The 19,370-nt window shown below is 67.7% G+C and carries 15 protein-coding genes; 10 read left to right on the forward strand and 5 right to left on the reverse strand.

Going from position 1 to position 19,370, the window contains the following annotated elements; genetic code table 11:
- Positions 1 to 52: 52 nt before the first annotated feature.
- From KME82_RS14660 to KME82_RS14670, 3 genes are all read left to right on the forward strand, one after another.
- Complete coding sequence (locus tag KME82_RS14660; protein ID WP_215494704.1) at positions 53 to 1,861, forward strand: extracellular catalytic domain type 1 short-chain-length polyhydroxyalkanoate depolymerase; 1,809 nt, start codon at positions 53 to 55, stop codon at positions 1,859 to 1,861.
- 133 nt (positions 1,862 to 1,994) lie between these two features.
- Positions 1,995 to 2,534, forward strand: a complete 540-nt coding sequence (locus tag KME82_RS14665) for a YgjP-like metallopeptidase domain-containing protein (protein ID WP_345777945.1) — start codon at positions 1,995 to 1,997, stop codon at positions 2,532 to 2,534.
- Complete coding sequence (locus KME82_RS14670; protein WP_215494705.1) at positions 2,531 to 3,148, forward strand: hypothetical protein; 618 nt, start codon at positions 2,531 to 2,533, stop codon at positions 3,146 to 3,148. The genes KME82_RS14665 and KME82_RS14670 overlap by 4 nt, the downstream gene beginning before the upstream one ends.
- Positions 3,149 to 3,336: 188 nt before the next feature.
- Here the strand turns inward: KME82_RS14670 and KME82_RS14675 are convergent, their stop codons facing one another.
- Positions 3,337 to 4,620, reverse strand: a complete 1,284-nt coding sequence (locus tag KME82_RS14675) for an MFS transporter (RefSeq protein ID WP_215494706.1) — start codon at positions 4,618 to 4,620, stop codon at positions 3,337 to 3,339.
- 151 nt (positions 4,621 to 4,771) lie between these two features.
- On the opposite strand from KME82_RS14675, the gene KME82_RS14680 reads away from it, so the two are divergent.
- The 3 genes from KME82_RS14680 to KME82_RS14690 all read left to right on the forward strand — a co-directional run bounded on the left by KME82_RS14680 (position 4,772) and on the right by KME82_RS14690 (position 8,089).
- Positions 4,772 to 5,848: an oxidoreductase gene (locus KME82_RS14680; protein ID WP_215494707.1), complete on the forward strand. Its 1,077-nt coding sequence runs from the start codon at positions 4,772 to 4,774 to the stop codon at positions 5,846 to 5,848.
- Between the two features lie 169 nt (positions 5,849 to 6,017).
- The gene (locus KME82_RS14685) at positions 6,018 to 7,148 is read left to right on the forward strand and encodes a carboxylate-amine ligase (protein ID WP_215494708.1); all 1,131 of its coding nucleotides are present in this window, start codon (positions 6,018 to 6,020) and stop codon (positions 7,146 to 7,148) included.
- Positions 7,149 to 7,288: 140 nt separating this feature from the next.
- Positions 7,289 to 8,089: a gamma-glutamyl-gamma-aminobutyrate hydrolase family protein gene (locus KME82_RS14690; RefSeq protein WP_215494709.1), complete on the forward strand. Its 801-nt coding sequence runs from the start codon at positions 7,289 to 7,291 to the stop codon at positions 8,087 to 8,089.
- Positions 8,090 to 8,297: 208 nt separating this feature from the next.
- Here the strand turns inward: KME82_RS14690 and KME82_RS14695 are convergent, their stop codons facing one another.
- Positions 8,298 to 10,385 (reverse strand): S8 family serine peptidase, encoded by a 2,088-nt coding sequence (locus KME82_RS14695; protein ID WP_215494710.1) that lies wholly within the window; start codon positions 10,383 to 10,385, stop codon positions 8,298 to 8,300.
- Between the two features lie 198 nt (positions 10,386 to 10,583).
- Here KME82_RS14695 and KME82_RS14700 point away from each other — a divergent pair, with 198 nt between their 5' ends.
- Positions 10,584 to 11,510, forward strand: a complete 927-nt coding sequence (locus KME82_RS14700) for a DUF4189 domain-containing protein (protein ID WP_215494711.1) — start codon at positions 10,584 to 10,586, stop codon at positions 11,508 to 11,510.
- A 1,016-nt stretch (positions 11,511 to 12,526) separates the two neighbouring features.
- Here the strand turns inward: KME82_RS14700 and KME82_RS14705 are convergent.
- Together KME82_RS14705 and KME82_RS14710 are read right to left on the reverse strand one after the other, a co-directional pair.
- Positions 12,527 to 12,871, reverse strand: coding sequence for a RidA family protein (locus KME82_RS14705; protein WP_215494712.1), 345 nt, complete (start codon positions 12,869 to 12,871; stop codon positions 12,527 to 12,529).
- 146 nt (positions 12,872 to 13,017) lie between these two features.
- Complete coding sequence (locus tag KME82_RS14710) at positions 13,018 to 13,704, reverse strand: hypothetical protein (RefSeq protein WP_215494713.1); 687 nt, start codon at positions 13,702 to 13,704, stop codon at positions 13,018 to 13,020.
- A gap of 467 nt (positions 13,705 to 14,171) precedes the next feature.
- On the opposite strand from KME82_RS14710, the gene KME82_RS14715 reads away from it, so the two are divergent.
- Entirely contained in the window at positions 14,172 to 15,137 is a 966-nt protein-coding gene (locus tag KME82_RS14715; RefSeq protein WP_215494714.1) for a chitinase, read from the forward strand.
- A gap of 483 nt (positions 15,138 to 15,620) precedes the next feature.
- Here KME82_RS14715 and KME82_RS14720 read toward each other — a convergent pair whose 3' ends face one another.
- Positions 15,621 to 16,235, reverse strand: a complete 615-nt coding sequence (locus KME82_RS14720; RefSeq protein ID WP_215494715.1) for a hypothetical protein — start codon at positions 16,233 to 16,235, stop codon at positions 15,621 to 15,623.
- Positions 16,236 to 16,543: 308 nt separating this feature from the next.
- Here KME82_RS14720 and KME82_RS14725 point away from each other — a divergent pair, with 308 nt between their 5' ends.
- Together KME82_RS14725 and KME82_RS14730 are read left to right on the forward strand one after the other, a co-directional pair.
- The gene (locus KME82_RS14725; RefSeq protein WP_215494716.1) at positions 16,544 to 17,704 is read left to right on the forward strand and encodes a linear amide C-N hydrolase; all 1,161 of its coding nucleotides are present in this window, start codon (positions 16,544 to 16,546) and stop codon (positions 17,702 to 17,704) included.
- A 177-nt stretch (positions 17,705 to 17,881) separates the two neighbouring features.
- The gene (locus KME82_RS14730; protein ID WP_215494717.1) at positions 17,882 to 19,258 is read left to right on the forward strand and encodes a S41 family peptidase; all 1,377 of its coding nucleotides are present in this window, start codon (positions 17,882 to 17,884) and stop codon (positions 19,256 to 19,258) included.
- The last annotated feature ends 112 nt before the right edge of the window (positions 19,259 to 19,370 follow it).

Genomic DNA, 19,370 nt, shown 5'->3' on the forward strand with positions numbered 1-19,370 from the left:
GTGGCTCACTGCGGCCAGGCCGGAATCGCTGCCGGCTTGGGGAGTCGATCGCATGTCCGTTCGCCTGAGCACGGTTCGTACCGTATCGCTGTATCCATCGCTGATCGCACTGACGTTCGCGCTGTGCGGTGTCGGCGCGGCGCAGGCTTCGACCGAAGTCACCGGCTTCGGCAGCAACCCCGGCAATCTGCGCATGTTCAAGTACGTGCCGCCCGACCTGCCGGCGAATGCGCCGCTGGTGGTCGCGATGCACGGCTGTTCGCAGAGCGCGGCGAGCTACGACGCCGAAAGCGGTTGGGAACTGCTGGCGCAGCGCTGGCATTTCGCCGTGGTCCTGCCGCAGCAGCAAAGCGCCAACAACTCCAGCGCCTGCTTCAACTGGTTCGAAACCGGCGATACCACCCGCGGCCAGGGCGAGGCGCTGTCGATCAAGCAGATGATCGACACGATGCGCGCCGATCACGGCAGCGCCGCCGATCGCGTCTACGTCACCGGCCTGTCCTCCGGCGGCGCGATGACCGCGGTGATGCTGGCGACCTATCCGGAAGTATTCGCCGGCGGCGCGATCGTGGCCGGCATTCCGTATCGCTGCGCGACAAGTTCGAACGCGGCGTTCAGTTGCATGTCGCCGGGCAGCGACCTCACCCCGGCGCAATGGGGCGACAAGGTCCGCGCCGCGAGCAGTCACACCGGGCCGTGGCCGATCGTATCGATCTGGCACGGCGACGCCGATTATCTCGTGCGTCCGGCCAACGCGGCCGAAAGCCTGCAGCAATGGACCAACGTGCATGGCATCGACCAGGTCGCCGATGTCGAGGACAGCGTCGCCGGTTATCCGCACAAGGTCTATCGCGACGCGCAGGGCCGCGCGCGGGTCGAGACCTACACCATCACCGGCATGGGCCACGGCACTCCGGTCGATCCGGGTAGCGGCGAAAGCCAATGCGGCACCGCCGGCGCCTACCTGCTCGACGTCAACATCTGTTCGAGCTACTACATCGGCCGCTTCTGGGGCCTGGACGATCTCGATTCGAGCCTGCCGCAGGTCGCGCTGACCGCGCCGGCCGACGGCGCGGCGGTCAGCGGCGTGGTCGCGCTCAGCGCGAACGCGACCGACGACGCGGGCGTGGAACGGGTCGACTTCCTGCTCGACGGCGCGTTGATCGCCAGCGATGCGCAAGCGCCGTACACAGCCACTTGGAACAGCGCGAGCGCGAGCAACGGCGCACACGTCTTGCAGGCGCGCGCCAAGGACATCGCCGGCAACACCGCGACCTCGGCGGCGGTCCGCGTCACCGTCAGCGGCGGCACCAGCGGCCCGCCGCTGGTCGCGACCTTCGACAACGAAGACGTCAACGACGGCTACGTCAAGGCCAACGCCGACGGCGGCGCGCCGGCGGTCGGCACTCTCGAAGCCAGCCTCGGCCTGGCCCTGGGGCGCGGCACCGACGGCAAGTACAACCGCAGCGTGCTGTCGTTCGATACCTCGGCCCTGCCCGACGGCGCGACGATCGTGTCGGCCTCGCTCAGCGTCGCGTATCGCAGCGCGTATGGCGATCCGTGGAGCCAGCCGGCGGGCAATCGCCTGCTGATCGACGTGCGTAACGGGTGCCTCGGCGGCTGCGCGATCGAGGCCGGCGACTATGCGGCCGCGGTGGACGCGTCGGCGGTCGCCGAACTGGCGCGCTTTACCGGCGGGACGCGGAGCAGCGGCGTGTTCAGTGCGGCGGGCCTGGGGGCGATCAATCGCGGCGGGCGCACTCAGTTGCGGCTGCGGTTCGAGCAGTTGCCGGGGGCTGCGAACTATCTTTGGATCGATCGTGGTGCGAGCGCGAAGTTGCGGGTGGAGTATTTGCCTTGAGGTTGCGCGTCTGAGCGCGGGGTCCCTCACCCCAGCCCTCTCCCGCTAGCGGGAGAGGGAGCCAAAAAGCACGGAAAACTTGGTGCGAGGCGAGATATTCGTCGGGGCTCGACAGCCAGTCTCGCGCCTGGCTATGCCGATGCCGTATCGTTCGCGCATGGACGAATTTCGCTACCTGCGCGGCTACGGCGAGCGCGTGATGGATCAGGTCCGCGCGCTGATCGACAGCGGGCGGCTGGCGCAGGTGCTGCGCGATCGCTACAGCGCCGGTCACGAAGTGCGCGACGACAAGGCCTTGTTCGAGTACGTGGTCGCGATCAAGGAGCGCTACATGCGCAAGGCCGAGCCGCTCAACAAGGTCATCTACGACAACAAGCTGCACGTGGTGAAGCATGCGCTGGGCACGCATACGGCGATTTCGCGCAACCACGGCGGAAAGCTCAAGGCCGCGCGCGAGATCCGCATCGCGACTTTGTTCCGCGACGCGCCGGCCGAATTCCTGGAGATGATCGCGGTCCACGAACTGGCCCATCTCAAGCACCGCGATCACGACAAGAGCTTCTATCAGCTGTGCGCCCACATGAGCCCGGCCTATCATCAACTCGAATTCGATCTGCGCCTGTATTTGACCCATATCGAACTTCAGGCGAAACAAGCCAAGGACGCACCGTGATCGCACGCGTACATGGCGGGGTTTTTTCGCGCCTATGCACGCGAACCGGCGCGCTGCTGACGATCCTGCTCGCCACCGGTTGCGCGCATGCGCCGCTGGGTTCCCGGCCGCCCTACGCCTGCCCCGCCGCGATCGCCTATCGCCTGGCCGACACGCCCACGCCGGCGGGCCACGCCCTGGCCTTCACGCCCTGGGTGTTCGCGCTGAGCCCGCAGGCGCCGGTTGCCCTGTATGGATTCGAGAGGGACGGCGGCATCGAACTGGCGAGGGGAGAAACCGACGAGGACGGCCGCATCGTGATGACTCATGCGCAGCAGCAAGCGGTGACCCGGGCCTACTGCGACACGCCGGAAAAGATCTGGCTGATCTACCCCGGCCAGACCGAACGGCTCCGGCTCTACGACTTGAGCCTGGCCCGCGATCCGGACGAACGGCTGTACTACGCGCTCATCCAGAATGGTTATGTCGACGGCGGCGACAGGCCGATGTATCGCCGCGGTTATTTCGAATCCGAAGGCCGACAAGCGCTCGACCACGCGCTCGATGCCGAGCAAGCGGCCGACAGGCCGGACTTGCTGCGCAAGCTCCAGGCCGCCCGCGGCGCGGGTCCGTAGCGACCGCTGCGACGTTCTCCTCGCCCGGCAGGGCGTCGACGGTCGCAAAGCCCGGATGCGCATGCGTCATGATGAGCGCCCTTCGGCTTGTGCGCTGAAGGCAAGGGCCAAAGCGAATCCCCCTGCTCCCCCTTTTGCAAAGGAGGGAAAAGCAAGGGCGTTGCGCGGCGAGAACGAGAGCGGGCGCGTTATTCCTCCTCGCGCACCATCAACAAGGCAATCAAGGTCAACGCCCCCGCCGCGGCCAGGTAGTAGCCGACATAAGCCAACCCATACCGATTCGCCAACTGAGTGGCGATCCACGGCGCGAACGAAGCGCCGAGGATGCCGGCGAGATTGAACGCCAGCGAGGCGCCGGTGTAGCGCACCGCGGTCGGGAACATCTCGGCCAGGATCGTGCCGAGCGGGCCATAGGTCAGGCCCATGATGCCCAGGCCCAGGCCGAGGAACAGCAAAGTGCCCCAGGCGCTGCCGGTCGAAAACAGCGGCGCGAAGAAGATGCCGAAGCCGATCACCGCCACCGTCGACAGGATCATCGCCAGACGCCGGCCGCGGCGATCGGCGAACAGCGCCGACAACGGAATGGTGATGGCGAAGAACACCACGCTGCCCAGCTGCAGCAGCAGGAACTGTTCGCGCGTATAGCCGAGCTTCGAGGTGCCCCAGCTCAACGCGAACACCGTCATCAGATAAAACAATACGAAGGTGGCCAAGGCGCCGAAGGTGCCGGCGACCAGGGCGCCGGGGTGATTGCTCAGCACCTGCAGCATCGGCAGCCTGACCCGCTCGTGCTGATCGATCGCGCGCTGAAACGCCGGGGTCTCGTTGATCCGCAGCCGCACCCACAGGCCGACGAACACCAGCGCCGCGCTGGCCACGAACGGAATCCGCCAGCCCCAGGCGAAGAACGCCTCGTCGCCGAGGGTGTCGGTCAGCAGCAGGAAGATGCCGGTCGACAGGAAGAACCCGATCGGCGCGCCGAGCTGCGGAAACATGCCGTACCACGCGCGCTTGCCGGGCGGCGCGTTCTCGGTCGCCAGCAGCACCGCGCCGCCCCACTCGCCGCCCAGCCCCAGGCCCTGGCCGAACCGGCACAGCGCGAGCAGCGCCGGCGCGAGGATGCCGATGCTGTCGTAGGTCGGCAGCAGGCCGATCGCGACCGTCGACAGGCCCATGGTCAGCAAGGCCGCGACCAGGGTCGCCTTGCGGCCGATGCGGTCGCCGTAATGGCCGAAGATCGCCGCGCCGACCGGGCGGGCGATGAAGGCCAGGGCGAAGGTCGCCAGCGACTGCAACACCGCGGTGCCCGGGTCGGCGCTGGTGAAGAACAGTTTCGGAAACACCAGCACCGCGGCGGTGGCGTAGATGTAGAAATCGAAGAACTCGATGGTGGTGCCGATCAGGCTCGCGAACAGCACGCGGGCCGGGGAATTGCTCGGGGCCGGGGCCGAGGCCGGTGCGGCTGCGCTCATCGAGACGTCCGAATGGGGGAATCGGTGAATTGTTACCCGATCCGCACCCGGTTCGGCAAAGCGGCCTTATGAACGGTGACGGCCGCATGCGGCGCTGGCCGCGCGCGCCGCGATCCGGCAAGGTGTGCCATCCCCCGCATGAGTTCGCAGCATGAGCGCGCCCGCTCCCGTCCGCGTGGCCCTGATCGGCTACGGTTTCGCCGGCAAGACCTTCCATGCACCGTTGATCGCGGCCACGCCCGGCCTGTCGCTCGGCCTGATCGGCTCGCGCGACCCGGCCAAGGTCCACGCCGATTACCAGTACATGAGCGTGGTCGACGATCCGTTCGCCGCCGCCACCGATCCGCGCGTGGAGCTGGTGGTGATCGCCACGCCGAACGACAGCCATGCCCCGCTCGCGCGCGCCGCGCTCGCGGCCGGCAAGCACGTGGTGGTCGACAAGCCGTTCACCCTCGACATGGGCGAAGCGCGCGAGTTGATCGCGTTGGCGCGGCAGCATCGGCGCGTGCTGTCGGTGTTCCACAATCGCCGCTGGGACAGTGACTACCTCGGGGTCAAGCAGGCGATCGGGGAAGGCGTGCTCGGCGCGGTCGTGCATTTCGAATCGCATATCGACCGCTACCGCCCGCAGGTGCGCGAGCGATGGCGCGAACAGGCCGGGCCCGGCACCGGCGTGTGGTGGGACCTCGGGCCGCATCTGGTCGACCAGGCGCTGCAGTTGTTCGGCCTGCCCGAACGCGTCCTCGCCAGCCTGGCCACGCAACGCCGCGACGGCCAGGTCAGCGACTGGGCGCATGTCCTGCTCGATTACGGGCAACGCCGGGTGATCCTGCACGCGAGCATGCTGGCGGCCGGCGGCAGCGCGCGCTTCACCGTGCATGGCGAGCGCGGCAGCCTGGTCAAACCGCGCGCCGATCAGCAGGAAGCGCAGTTGCTGGCCGGCGTGGTGCCCGGTTCGCCGGGCTGGGGCGCGGACGGCGACGACCTGATCTTCCACGACGGCGAAGGCTCGCGCCGCCTGACCACGCCCTCGGGCGATCAGCGCCGCTACTACATGGCGATCTTCGATGCGATCCGCGAGCGCGGCGACAACCCGGTGACGCCGACCCAGGCGCTGGCGGTGATGGCGATACTGGAAGCTGCGGTGGAATCGGCGGCCACGGGCCGCGCGACCGCGCCGGCGCTCGATGCGGACGAACGCGCGGCGTTCGGCTACGGCGGCGATTGAATCGCGGCAACGTTCGCGTAGTCGAGCGAAACGCCGCCGTCGGCAGCGGGCCGGGCCGCCTTCAACTGGTTCTTACATTCATGACGCTACCTTGCGTACATGAATCCAATGAACCGACGGCAGTTTCAGGCGCGGCTCCCGACGAGCGCGCCTTCATGAGCGCGCGGCGATGAGCGCGCAATGCGAGTACAGCTTCGGCATCGAGGAAGAATTCTTCCTGGTCCGCCCGCATTCGCGCCTGCTCGCGACCCAGGTGCCCAGCCGCCTGCTCAAGCGCGCGCGCGCCGAGCTGGGCGAGTCGATCGAAAGCGAACTGCTGCAGGCGCAGATCGAGATCGCCACGCCGGTGCAATGCGACATCGCCCAGGCGCAGCGGCAGCTCAGCGAACTGCGGCGCGGCTTGTCGTCGCTGGCGCACGATCATGGGCTGGCCTTGCTGGCGGCGGGCACGCATCCGCTGGGGCAATGGCGCGAACAGACCCATACCGACAAGCCGCGCTATCGCCGCTTGGTCGAGGATTTCCAGATCGTCGCCCGCCGCAGCCAGGTGTGCGGGCTGCACGTGCATGTGCAATTGCCCGACGAGGTCGACCGCGTGCAGGCGATGAACCGGGCGATGCCGTGGCTGCCGCTGCTGCTGGCGCTTTCGACCTCCTCGCCGTTCTGGGACCGCTTCGACACCGGGCTGATGAGCTACCGCCAGGCCATGTACGACGAATGGCCGCGCACCGGCATCCCGGATTTCTTCGAGGACCAGGCCGACTACGACGCGTTCGCCGCGGTGCTCATGCGCGCCGGCGCGATCAACGATGCCAGTTCGTTGTGGTGGGCGATCCGCCCTTCGCCGAATTTCCCCACCGTCGAACTGCGCATCGCCGACGCCTGCACCCGGGTCGAAGACAGCGTGGCGATCGCCGCGTTGTACCGTTGCCTGATGCGGCATATCTCGATGCGTCCGGCCGACGCGCCGCCGTGCAATGCGAGCACGCGCCGGATCATCGACGAGAACCGCTGGCGCGCCAAGCGCTTCGGCCTGCAGGCGACCTTCCTCGATGCGCAAGGCAATACCGAGCCGGCGATCGACCAATTGCGGCGCCTGCGCGCGCTATGCCACGAAGATGCGCAAGCCCTGGATTGCCTCGACGCGCTCAAGACTCTGGACGCGATCGTCGAACGCGGCAGCAGCGCACACACCCAGTTGCAGGTCTATCGCGAACAACGCCAGCAAGGCCTCAGCCGCACCAACGCGCTCAAGCGGGTGGTCGACTGGTTGCTGGAAACCACCGTGCCCGGCGCATGACGTCGCCACCTCGTTCATGCCCTGCTCCGATCAGCTTGCGAATCATCTGACTCCGAATCGCCCCTGCTCCCAGCACCACGCTTCGACCGACACGTTCCGATCCCCACGCTCCACCCGACCTCGCTCCGGATGACCCCGCCATGCCCGCCCCCGCCCGCAAACTGCTGATCGGCCTGTCGCCGCGCCTGATGCGCAACCTGCCGCCCGAGTACGGCTTCCGCAACAAGACCCTGCAATACCTGGAGCAATCCATGGCCCACTGGGTCATGGCCAGCGGCGCGCTGGTGGTGATGATTCCCACCGTCGACGCCACCGGCGCGGTCCAGGCCACCGATCTGGCCGTGCGCGACTACGCGCGCTCGCTCGACGGGCTGATCCTGCAAGGCGGCGCCGACATCGATCCGCAAGCCTACGGCGAGCGGCCCAGCGAAATGCTGATGACCACCGACCCGGACCGCGACCGCTTCGAGTTGAACCTGCTGCGCGCCTTCGTCGACGCCGGCAAGCCGGTGCTCGGCATCTGCCGCGGCATGCAGCTGATCAACGTCGCCCACGGCGGCAGCCTGTACCAGGATCTGGTCGGCGGCGGCGCGACCCGCGCCCAGCACTACATCCCGGCGCAGTACGACGAACACGCGCATTCACTGCGCATGCGCGAGGACGGCTGGCTGGCGTCGCTGTATCCGCAGGCCGCCGACCCGCGGGTGAATTCGATCCATCACCAGGGCGTCAAGCACCTCGGCGAAGGTCTGGAGGTGGAGGCGTGGTCGGAAGACGGCATTGCCGAATGCATCCGCGGCCGCGGCGAGAGTTTCGTGGTCGGCGTGCAATGGCATCCGGAGTTCCACGACCATCGCTTTCCGGAATTGCTGCCCGGCCGGCCGTTGTTGATGTCGTTCATGGAAGCTGCGCGCAAACGTGAGCAGGCGTTAGCGGCCTGATTGGTCGTCCCGATAGCCCCTGTAGGAGCGGCGCAAGCCGCGACCGCGACACCGCGCTCGCGTCGCATCTGTGATGTCGCGGTCGCGGCTCGCGCCGCTCCTACAGTCGGATACGCAGCCTGCGAAGTGAATGCAATATCGAAACGACCCGGGCAGCCTGAGCCACCCGGGTCGCCAACCGCATCAACCACCCAACCAATACGCCGGCTTACAAACTCGCCGCGCAGTTGTAGCAGACCAACGCGAAATCCTGATCGGTATCGTCGCCGGCATTGGGCAATCCATTCGAATTGATGTCGGTCGCGCGCACCACGACGTTGACGCTGCCGGCGTGCTGAGCGGCCTGCAGGAACACGCCTTCGCCGTTGTTGCGCGCGTCCGCGGTACCGCCGGTGGCCGACCAGCCGGCGCTATTGAACACATTGCCCAGATAGGTGCTGCCGCCCGCGGTCACGCGCAGGTCCAGGTTGTTGTTCCAGGCCGGCGTGGTGCCGCCCAGGCCGTGACCGGGCGCGTCGGTCCACACCAGCATGACCCGCACCGGCTTGGTCGGATCGGCGGCGGTGAAGGTGCGCGTCCAGCTCTCGCCGGTGTTGTCGAACACGTGGGTCTGGTCGACGTACTGCACCGCCTGCGCCGGACGCAGCACCGGATCGATCAACATCCGACCCCAACCCTGCTTGCTGTCGGGCGCGGTCGCCAGGGTGCCGCCGTCGGCGTCGAGTTTGCCGACCAGGTTCTGCGCGACCGCGGTGAACGCGGCCTTGGTCAACGCCGGGCTGGGATCGACGCTGAAACGATTGCGGTAGTACTGCACGAACAAGGCGCTGGCGCCGGCCACCTGCGGCGAGGCCATGCTGGTGCCGCACATCAGGCCATGGCCGGTCGCGCTGTTGGCCGAATCGATCGAACAGCCCGGCGCGACCATCGCCGGAATACGCCGGCCGTCCAGCGCCGGGCCGTGCGCGGTGTTGCTGGACAGATCGTTGATCGCCGCCAGTTGCACCGTCGCCGAGGTCTGGCCCTTGGTCGAGCCGATGGTGAAGGTGTTCTTGGCTTCGTCGGGCGAGCCCTGGCTCTGGGTGCCGCCGTTGCCGTTCATGAACGACAGCACGTAGGCCAGCGGCTGATCGCCGGGCGCATCGGGATCGGCATCGCGCACGCCGACATCGACCTGGCGCGTATCGCCGTCGTAGCCGCGCGGCGAACCGGCCGGGCCCCAACTGTTGCCGGAAATCACCGCGCGGTTGCGCACCGACTGGGTCATCAGCAACAGCATGCCGCCGGCCCGGGTGTAGAACGGCGAATACCGCTGTTCGACCAGCTTGGCGCCGGGCGCGACGCCCAGGCCGCGCAGAAAGCTGCCGGTGGACGCGGTGGCGCGCACGTTCGAGGCGCCGTCGCCGGCCATGATCGCGGCGGTGTGGGTGCCGTGCGCGCTGCTCGCGCTGCCGCCGCAGGTGGTGCCGGTGCAGGCGGCCATGCGCGCGACCAGATCCGGATGGGTGTGGTAGATGCCGCCGTCGACGTTGGCGATGATCACGCCGGTGCCGTTGACGCCGGCAGTGCTGAGATAACTCAGATAACCCGGCACCGCGAGATTGCTCGCATTGACGTTGCCGGCGTTGATCTGGCTGCTCATCTCGCCGCGCAGGCCGCCGTCGGTAGGCACGCTCTGCACGCTGTACACGCCCGGCGTCTGCGCGAGCGCGGCGAGTTGATTCGCGGGCAGTTGCACGGTCTGGGTTTGCAGATGACGGTCGACGATCTTCGCGCCCAGACCGGTATCGGCGACGCCGATCTTGGCGAGGTTCGCGCCGAGCGCGCTGCCGCGATGGCTGATGACGCTGACCTGCACCGGTCCGGTCGCGGCCTTGCTCAACGCGGCTTCGCGCAGTTCGGGCTGAACCCGGTACCCCGGCAGGAAATCGCCGCTCCAGCGCACTTCGCGCTGCCCGGCCAGGCGCGCGAGCGCGTCGCGCTTGCCCCAGGCGATGTAGGTGTAGGGATGCACGTACTGCACCGGTTCCAATCCGGCGCGGCGCAGCTCATCCAGCCACGCCTGCTGCACCGGACCGGTGAACTGGACCAGGCGCCAGTCGTCGCCGTCGGCGCGGGTGCGGCCCCAGGCGCTGGCGGCCTGCACTGGTTTGCTGGTGAGCGGATCGAAACGCAATCCGCCCAGATCGAGTTCGAAACCGCCGGCGGCGGACGGCGCGGCTTGCGCGGCGCAAAGCAGCGGCGCCAGGCCGATGGCCAGGGCGACGGCGGTGTGCAGATGGCGACGACGGGTCATGGGAGTTCTCTGAGATAAGCCGAAGGAACGCCGCCCGAACGGGCGACGACGCGTGAACTGCGATCTGGGAAAAACACCGGACCGCGGCGTTCGAGCTGCGAGCGTGCCGCTGGCGTCGTCGAACGCCCATCGACACTGCGCCCGCGCGCAGGCGGCGTCCATGCGATTCCGAACGGCGCTTCGAAATGATCATAGAGAGTGATCACAGAATCCCGAACGCGCCGTCACAGCGCGATGCTCGCGCCGTATTCATGCGCAAGGCGCGCGATCGCGCATGCGTACCGCGCCGGCATGAGACCTGCGGAGAACATCGCGTTTTTTGCCGATTTTCGGTTGCGGCGACGCATCGCGGCGCAATCGCGGGCCTGCATCACATTCGCGCGATTCGCTTCGCACTGCGCGCCGAATCGTCGGCCGCGATCCGACAGCACGCTTACGGCACGCCAATGGATCAAATGCCGCATCTTTTTTCTGCGAATACTCGACAACGACCGTGCATCTGAAATTTTGGTGGTTGATCCGGCCGCGTTTGTGTCCTTACATTCGCTCAGCGTTGCGTCGCTGCATGACATACGAATGCGCGCACCGAACCAGGGGATCAGCACGATGAACCATCGATCTCTATGCACGCTCGGCCTGTGGCTTGCGATCGGCGGCTCCGCGATCGCGGCCAGTTGCCCGCCGGACCAGCGCGCCACGCCGCGCGGCGCGAACGCCGCGAAAACCGCCTGCGCCACGCCTTCGCGACCGCGCGAACGCAAACGGACCGAGCAGGCGCGGGCCATGCAGGCGCGCATCGAATGGTCCGACCGCTGGGGTGCGATCGCGACCGGCCGCGGCAACGCGTTCGGCGTCGCTTTCGAAAAGCTGAGCAAACACGAAGCCGAAACGACCGCGCTGGCGCAATGCCGCGGCGCGACCGACGGCGACTGCGCGATCGCGCAGAGTTATTCCAACCAATGCGGCGCGGTGGCGCGCGACGACGCGAGCACGGCGTCGGCGAGCGCGGCGACCGTCGAGGACGCCGAGCGCCTGAGCTTGCAGCGTTGCGAAAAATCCGCGGCGACCGCAGACGACTGCCAGGTGGCGTATTCGGGATGCAGCTATCCGGCTCGTGCCGAGTGACCGCTCGCCGAGCGGCGCTTCCCCGCGGTCGTAACCCACGTAATCCGACTGTAGGAGCGGCGCGGGCCGCGACCGCGGGAATGCGGCTACGACGAGCGTTTCGTCGTTGTCGTCATGGCGCGGTCGCGGCTCGCGCCGCTCCTACAGGTAGGCCATGTGGCTTTTGCCCCAATCCGCGCAGTTCATCCAGCGCTGCGAAGCGACTAACTCGCGAGAACAACAGCACACCCGGAGGGCGACGCGCATGGATGCGCGTCGCGCGCCACCGGGACATGGATGTCCCGTGTGGCGCGTGCCCGCGCAGACTCCGCACTTGCGGGCCCTTGATTCAAAGAAAAGCGTTTTTCTTTGGTTACCTTTCTTTTGTCGCTTTTGACAAAAGAAAGTAACTCGGCCGCTTGCGGACGAAAGCCGTTGATCTTGCCTTTGGCTTCAAAGGCTCTGCCGCTTCAAAGCTCTAAAGCTTTAGGAGCTGCAAGCAGGATCAAAAGCTTCCGCCACTAAAGCGGCGGGTCACTTTCTTTTGTCCAGAGCCACAAAAGAAAGTCACCAAAGAAAAAGGCGTTCCTGTTTCGAATCAAAAGCCGCACGATCGGTGCCAACGCAGGCATGCGCCACACGGGACATCCATGTCCCGGTGGCGCACGGCGTGCATCCTGCACGCCGCCCTCCAGGTGTGCTGTTGCTAACGCGAGTTCTTTGCCTCGCAGCGCTGGATGAACTGCAAGACTTCAGGCGAAAGCCACATGGCCTACCTGTAGGAGCGGCGCAAGCCGCGACCGCGGGAACGCAATTGCGACGATGGTTGCGAGGTTACCGCGGTGGCACGGTCGCGGCTCGCGCCGCTCCTACAGTCGGATTGCGTGGTTTACGACCGCAGGTGCCGGAACGCGCATAACAACAAGAATCACGACATGCACGACTGCCGACCGACCGACGTCACATCAACCGAAAACCGAATCACGCCACCACCCACCGACCGCGACACATCACCGTCGCGATCGACCCCAGTCAGATCAAACCGCCGCCGTCACCACGATCTCGACCCGAAACTTCGGATTGGCCAGCAACGCCTGCACGGTCGCACGCGGCGGCGTGTGGCCGGCGACGACCCAGGCTTCCCACACCGCGTTCATGCCGGCGAAATCCGCCATGTCCGCCAGGAAGATCTGCGCCATCAAGATGCGGCTCTTGTCGGTGCCGGCGCGTTCGAGCAAGGCGTCGATCGACGCCAGGGTCTCGCGGGTCTGACCGCCGATGTCCAGGTCCTCGCTGTCGGGCACTTGCCCGGCCAGGTACACGGTGCCGTTGTGGATCGCCATTTCCGACAGGCGCGCGCCGACGTCGAATCGCTGGATCATGCTTCACCTCATGCGTGTGGGGCGCCCATTGTGGGTCAGATCGGCGCCGCGCACACCTCGCATGCGAGCGATGCGATCACGCAAGCCGCCTGGGCTGCGTGCGCCATGCGCGACCGGGCCCGCCGCTTTCCACGCCATCCCCGCCGCTACAACTCCGGCGTACTGGAGCGGATGATCCGTTCGTTCTCGGCGCGTTCGGCGCTGCGGTCCGGGCCGGCCAAGGCCGCGTCGGCATTGGCGCGGTGCTGGGCGCGCACTTCCGGCGGCAGCACGTCGATCTGGCGATTGCGCTGCATCATCGCGCGTTCGCCCGGCGGCAGCTGGCAGTTGCGGCTGAGGATTTCCAGTTCGTCGCCGGTGCGCGCCGCGCGGCTTTGCAGATTGACCACCACGCCGAGGGTATCGCCGAGCGGTTCGAGCCGGGTGCAGATCGCATCGATGGTGTCGTAACTGCGCTGAGTGTTCTGGTTGACCAGCGCGAGCAGGTTCTCGCCGTCGATCCACACCACCGAGTTGACGCCCTTCACGCTCTTGGCGGCGACGCGCGCGTTCTCGCGATCGACCTTGCGCGCCTGGTCGGCCAGGCGGATCGAACGGCTGACATCGTGATTGAGCCCTTCCAGATTCTTCTGCAGGCCCTGCTGATCGCCGGCGAAGGCCTGGGCGCGCATCTTGACCAGGCGTTCGGCGGTCTTGGCCGCGTCCAGCGGTTCGCCGGCGCGTTCGGGCTTGGGTGGCGCGGCGGCCTGCGGCGCGCTCGCGCGCTCGCAGGCGCTCAGCGCCAGGGTCGAAGCCAGCAGCGCGGCGGCTGCGATTGCGCTTGCGTGGTTCATCGCTACACCTCGTGATTTGGTCGTGCCCCGGGACAGCCCGCCGGCGAAACCCGGCGTGCGCGTCGCGCCCTGCATCGCCCGGGTTTTATACCGCGACGCAGCGCGAAAGGGTTGCCGCATCGCAACGCGAATGCGACCGGGGTCGCGACTGCGCATCGCCGCCCTACGCCACCGCACCGCCATCGCGCTTTTCGCGACCGCCGCCCGGATTCAGCCGCAATCGCGCCGCTACAGTCGCCGGCAGGTCGCTCGCGACCGTCGCCACCGCCGATCGTCCGTCAATGGCCCGCAACGGCCGGCAACGGGCGCGGAACCGCCCGGATATCGCCCCGGTCGCGGCGACGGGCCGCCATCGCCACCGTCGCACTCATAAGCACAAGAAACACCCATCGCAACACACGCATCCGTCATCGCTGCATGGCGTGCGTCGCCCGGGGGGACTCGCGCCCACACCCTGAGGATACGAAATGAACGCACGCTTCAACATGCGTGGCCCGCGCGCCTGGGCCGGACACGGCCTGCTCGGCTGGTTCGGCCTGCTCTGCATTCCGGCTGCCTACGCCGCGCCGCAAGCCCCGACCGATCTGGCGTCGAGCGGTTACGCCACCACCGCCGTGGTCGCGCCCGCGGCGACCTGCAACTTCGTCACCTGGACGCGCGGGGTCAACTACACCCTCGGCACGATCGTCAAATACCCGCCCAACAACCAGTACTACAAGCTGGTCAACGTCGGCACCAACGGCAGCGACGGCACCGACCCGACCATCAGCACCTGGTACTGGCAGCCGACCAACTGCGACACCACCACCCCGCCGGCCGGCGGTTTCGTGGTCACCGAAGCGCAGTTCAACCAGATGTTCCCGAACCGTAATTCGTTCTACACCTACGCCGGCCTGGTCGCGGCGATCCGCTCGTACCCGAATTTCGCCAAGGAAGGCGGCGACACCATCGCGCGCCAGGAAGCGGCGGCCTTCCTGGCCAACGTCAACCAGGAAACCGGCGGGCTCGTGCATATCCGCGAATTGAATCAGGCCAACTGGGACCACTACTGCCAACCGGCCGGCAGCTGCGGCGGCAAGCAGTACTACGGGCGCGGCCCGATCCAGTTGAGCTGGAACTACAACTACGCCTCGGCCGGCAGCGCGCTGGGCCTGGACCTGCTCAACAACCCCGACCTGGTCGCGACCAATTCGGCGATCTCCTGGCAAACGGCGTTGTGGTACTGGATGACCCAGCGCGGCGGCGCCAGCAACACGCCGCATCAGGCGATGGTCAACCTGCGCGCGTTCGGCGAAACCATCCGCGCGATCAACGGCGGCATCGAGTGCAACGCCACCGGCATCGGCCATCAGCAGATGCTCAACCGCGGCGCGTACTACCGCAACTTCGCCGCGATCCTCGGCGTCGCGCCGGGCAACAACCAGACCTGTTGATCCCACTGCGCGCCCGGCTGCGATACGCGGCCGGGCGAGGCATTCGCGCAGCGACGACAGCCCTGTGTAGGAGCGACGTAAGTCGCGACCGCGCCATCGCGGCGGCGACGAAACCTTCCTGTTCCTACGCAACTAACGGTCGCGGCTGCGACGGCGCCGTCGTCGTCATCCGGAATTCACGGCCGCGGCTTACGCCGCTCCTACAGTCGGATTGCGCGGTTTATTGGCATGGCTCGGCTGCACCGATCGTTCGCGATCCGCCCCAATCGCATCGTCGCGACAACGGCTCCCTGTAGGAGCGACGCGAGTCGCGACCGCGCCATCGCGGATACGGCGAGACCTTCCTGTTTCTACGCAACTGACGGTCGCGGCTGCGACGGGGCCGTCGTCGTCATCCGGAATTCTGCGGTCGCGGCTTACGCCGCTCCTGCAGTCGGATCGCGAGGCCTGCGGGGCAATCCCAAAACTGCTGCGCAACGACACTCACATATCGAACGCCGCGCAACCGATCTCCTGCGTACCCGGCTTGTCGCCATCGCGCACGAACTGGATATCCGGCATCGGCGTGTCCTCGCTCGGCGCCGCGGTCGGCACGCCGAGCCGGTAATACTCGCGATAGATCTCCGCCAGCGGTTGCGCGCCGATCGCGGCGCGCGCCTGCTCGGCCGAGGCATGCACCACCACGGCGAAGGTCGAACCGCTGCCGAAGTCGTAGTCGACGCGCACGATCGGCAAGCCGTGCAGTCGGGTCGGTGCGCGCGGGGTCAGGCTGCCGCCGCCGGGTCCGACCTCGCCGATGGTGCTGTCGGCGCTGACCTCGATGCCGGCCGCGCTCAGGGTGTGCGCGAACGCGGGGTCCTGCACATCGGCGAAATACTCGCCCTTGCACGCGGCATTGGCGGCGACCCAGGTCGCGAAGTCGAAACCACCGGCTGCCGCAGATGCGCTCGTCGCCGATGGATTCGCCGTCGCGTCGGACGTCGTCCGCGCCACTGCGCGCTCCGCGACCTTGCCTTCATCGCCCGACCCGCCGCAGGCCGACAGCGCCAACGCCAACGCCAACGGCCACAGCGCCCAACGCGCGATCGAATGGTTCATGCCCGCCTCCCGGATGCCCGATCGCCAGCCTACTACCGAAGCCGATACATCGCAGCGTCGCTACCGCGTGCAGCGCCCGGCGCAGCGCGGTTCGGCCGGGCCAAGCCCAGCGCGATCCGACCCGCAAACCGATACCGGAGCAAAGCGAGCATCGCGCCACACTTCCGCATCGACCCTCGCAACCGACTCACCGGCCCGGGCGTACAAGCAAGCACACGAGGGCGCGCCAGCGCGTCGCTTTCGTCTGCGGCGGGCCGCGACGGCCCGTCACTCCGACGCCCCGCATCGCCCAAGCAAAGGAGCCCGTCATGTGCACCAACTTCTTGCTCGCAGTGCCCACCATTCCCGCCGTCCAGGGCAATCCGACCCAGTTCATCTCCGCGCGCTGCATGGAACTCACCGGCGCACTGGCGACCAATCTGTACCTCGTGCCCGCCCAGCAGACCTTCCCCATCGTCGCCAACCAGTCGCAAGGCTGGATCGGCAGCTACGGTTTCGTCGGCCTCGGCGATCCGCAGTCGATGGGGCAGACCCCGTGTTTCGTCGACGGCATCAACGAAGTCGGGCTGTCCTGCGCGGCGCTGTGGTTGCCCGGCACCCAATACCCGAGCAGCGCGAGCAGCAATGCGCTGGAGTTCTGCGACATCGCCGCGTGGGCGATGAGCCAGTTCGCCACGGTTCCCGACGTGGTCGCCGCGCTGGCCGGCGTCAACGTGATCGGCCCGGCGGTCGGTTCGCAGAGTTATCTGCCGCTGCATTTCATCGCCACCGACGCGACCGGCGCCAGCGTGGTGATCGAATTCGTCGGCGGCGCGATGAACGTCTATCCGCCCGACTACGCCGACGGCGCCACCGGCGACGGCGTGCTCACCAACGCGCCGACCTACGACTGGCAACGCACCAACCTGAGCAGCTACGTGCACTTGAGCGTGGAAGGCGCCGGCACCAGCACCTCGAACGATTCCGGCCCGCCGGTCGGCAGCGGCCTGCTGGGCCTGCCCGGCGACATCATGTCCGCCTCGCGCTTCGTCAAGGCCGCGACCTTCCGCCAGGGCTTCGGCCTGTTGCCCGGCGACGGCGAGGGCTGGTTGCCGACGCCCGCGACCGCCGGCGCCACCGACAGCACCCAGACCATCGTCAACGTCGCCCTGCAGATGGTGCAGATGATCCAGGCCACGCCGTACGGCACCGCGCTGCTGAAACCGACCACCGCCTCGCCGTCGTCGTCGCACCCGCACCTCAAGGCACGCGCGCCGAGCGTCGGCGACTGGACCATGTGGCAGGTCGCCCGCGACCACACCAACTTCGTCTACTACTACAGCACCGCGTTCAACAGCATCGTGCAGAAAGTCGACCTCACCACCGTGGATTTCAGCGGCGGCAGCGTCGCGGCCAGCGCGCTGAAGTCGATCCAGGTGATGCCGGCCGGCAGCGCCTGGTACAACGACGCGAGCGCCGGCTTCGCTTGAACACGCAACGCCGACCGCCATTGCGCGCCCGGCTGCAACGCAACGACGCCTCACCGCATCTTCGGAATCAACGCACCCGCATGCGCGGGACCGCAAACGGCAAGCCCGGGCACGAACGGGCTTGCACCGTCCGTCGTGCCCGCGCCTGGGTGCGACGGGTTCTTCCGAGGAGGTTTCATGCGCGTCATCCGGCTGTATTCCCTGTTCCCGCGTAAGTCCCTGCGCGATGTATTGAAGTGCTCGGCGCTGCTGGGCATGTCGTTGCTGTTCGCCGCGGCGCAGGCGGCCACGCCGTCGCCGCGCGCGACGGTGAGCGAGGTCGCCGATGCGATCCAGACCTATTACTACGACATCGACCGCGCCAAGCAGATCGCCGCGGACTTGCGCGGCGAAGCCGCCCAGGGCCGTTACGACCGCTACGTCGATCCACGCGACCTCGCCACCGCGTTGAGCGAACGCATCCGTCCGCTGGACGGCCATTTCCGGGTCAACTGGCGCGTACCCGACCCCGCCGGCCAGGCGCCTCGCCCCGGCCCGCGTCCCGGTCCCGGCGCGTTGCCGCCCGCTCCGGGCGGCGCCGCGCCGGTCGATTTCAGCCCCCGGCGCAATTACGGTTTGCGCCGGGTCGAAGTGCTGCCGGGCAATGTGGGCTACATCGACCTGCGCGAATTGCCGCACTTCGAATTCGGCGAGCCGAACGCGCCGGCGCGGCGCGCGCTGGAAGCGGCGCTGCAACTGGTGGTCGCGACCGACGCGCTGATCATCGACCTGCGCGACAACGGCGGCGGCTCGCCGGCCGCGGTCGGCTATCTGACCAGCGCCTTCACGCCCAAGAACGCCGACATCTACAACCGCTTCCGCCTGCGCCGCGGCGACAAGATGCTGTCGGAATCCGAAGCGCCTACGGACTGGTATCCGACCCCGCGCCTGCAAGTGCCGCTGTACGTGCTGACCAGCGCGCGCACCGGTTCGGCCGCCGAAGCGCTGGCGTACACGCTCAAGAACGCCGGCCGCGCGGTGGTGGTCGGACAGGCCAGCGTCGGCGCGGCCAATCCCGGCGGCGAGATTCCGCTCGCCGCCGGTTTCAGCGTGTTCGTCTCCACCGGCTCGCCGGTCAGTCCAATCACCCATGGCAACTGGGAAGGCACCGGCGTCATCCCCGATGTGGCGGTGGCGCCGGCCGATGCCTTGTCGACCGCGCAGCGATTGGCGCTGGAAGCGGTGCTCAAGCGAGGACTGGGCGGCGCCGCCGCGGTCGACACGCGCTGGGCGCTGGACGCGTTGCAAGCGCCGGCCGTCGAGGTGAACGCGGGCGACTACCTGGGCCAGTACGAACGCATCCAGATCGGCCAGGACGGCGGCCGGGTGATCCTGCGCAACGGCCAACGCCCGCCGCAGCCGCTGGCGGCGCTGCAACGCGATGTGTTCTTTGTCGCGGCCGATCCCAGCGTGCGCATCAAGTTCGAACGCGCCTCCGACGGCCGCGTCGCGGCGCTGGAAGTATTGCGTTCGGACGGTTCGTCCAATCGCTATCGGGTGCAGAACGCGCCTTGATGTCATGAGCGTTGACGTTGGTTCTGTCGAAGTTGTTGCTGCTGGGATGGTCGCTGTCGGGGTCGTCGCGATCGCGGCTGTCGCCGTCGGGATCGTAGCGTCGAGCCTGCGG

The organism is Lysobacter capsici (genome assembly GCF_018732085.1).
In the GTDB taxonomy this organism is placed as follows: Bacteria; Pseudomonadota; Gammaproteobacteria; order Xanthomonadales; family Xanthomonadaceae; genus Lysobacter; species Lysobacter capsici_A.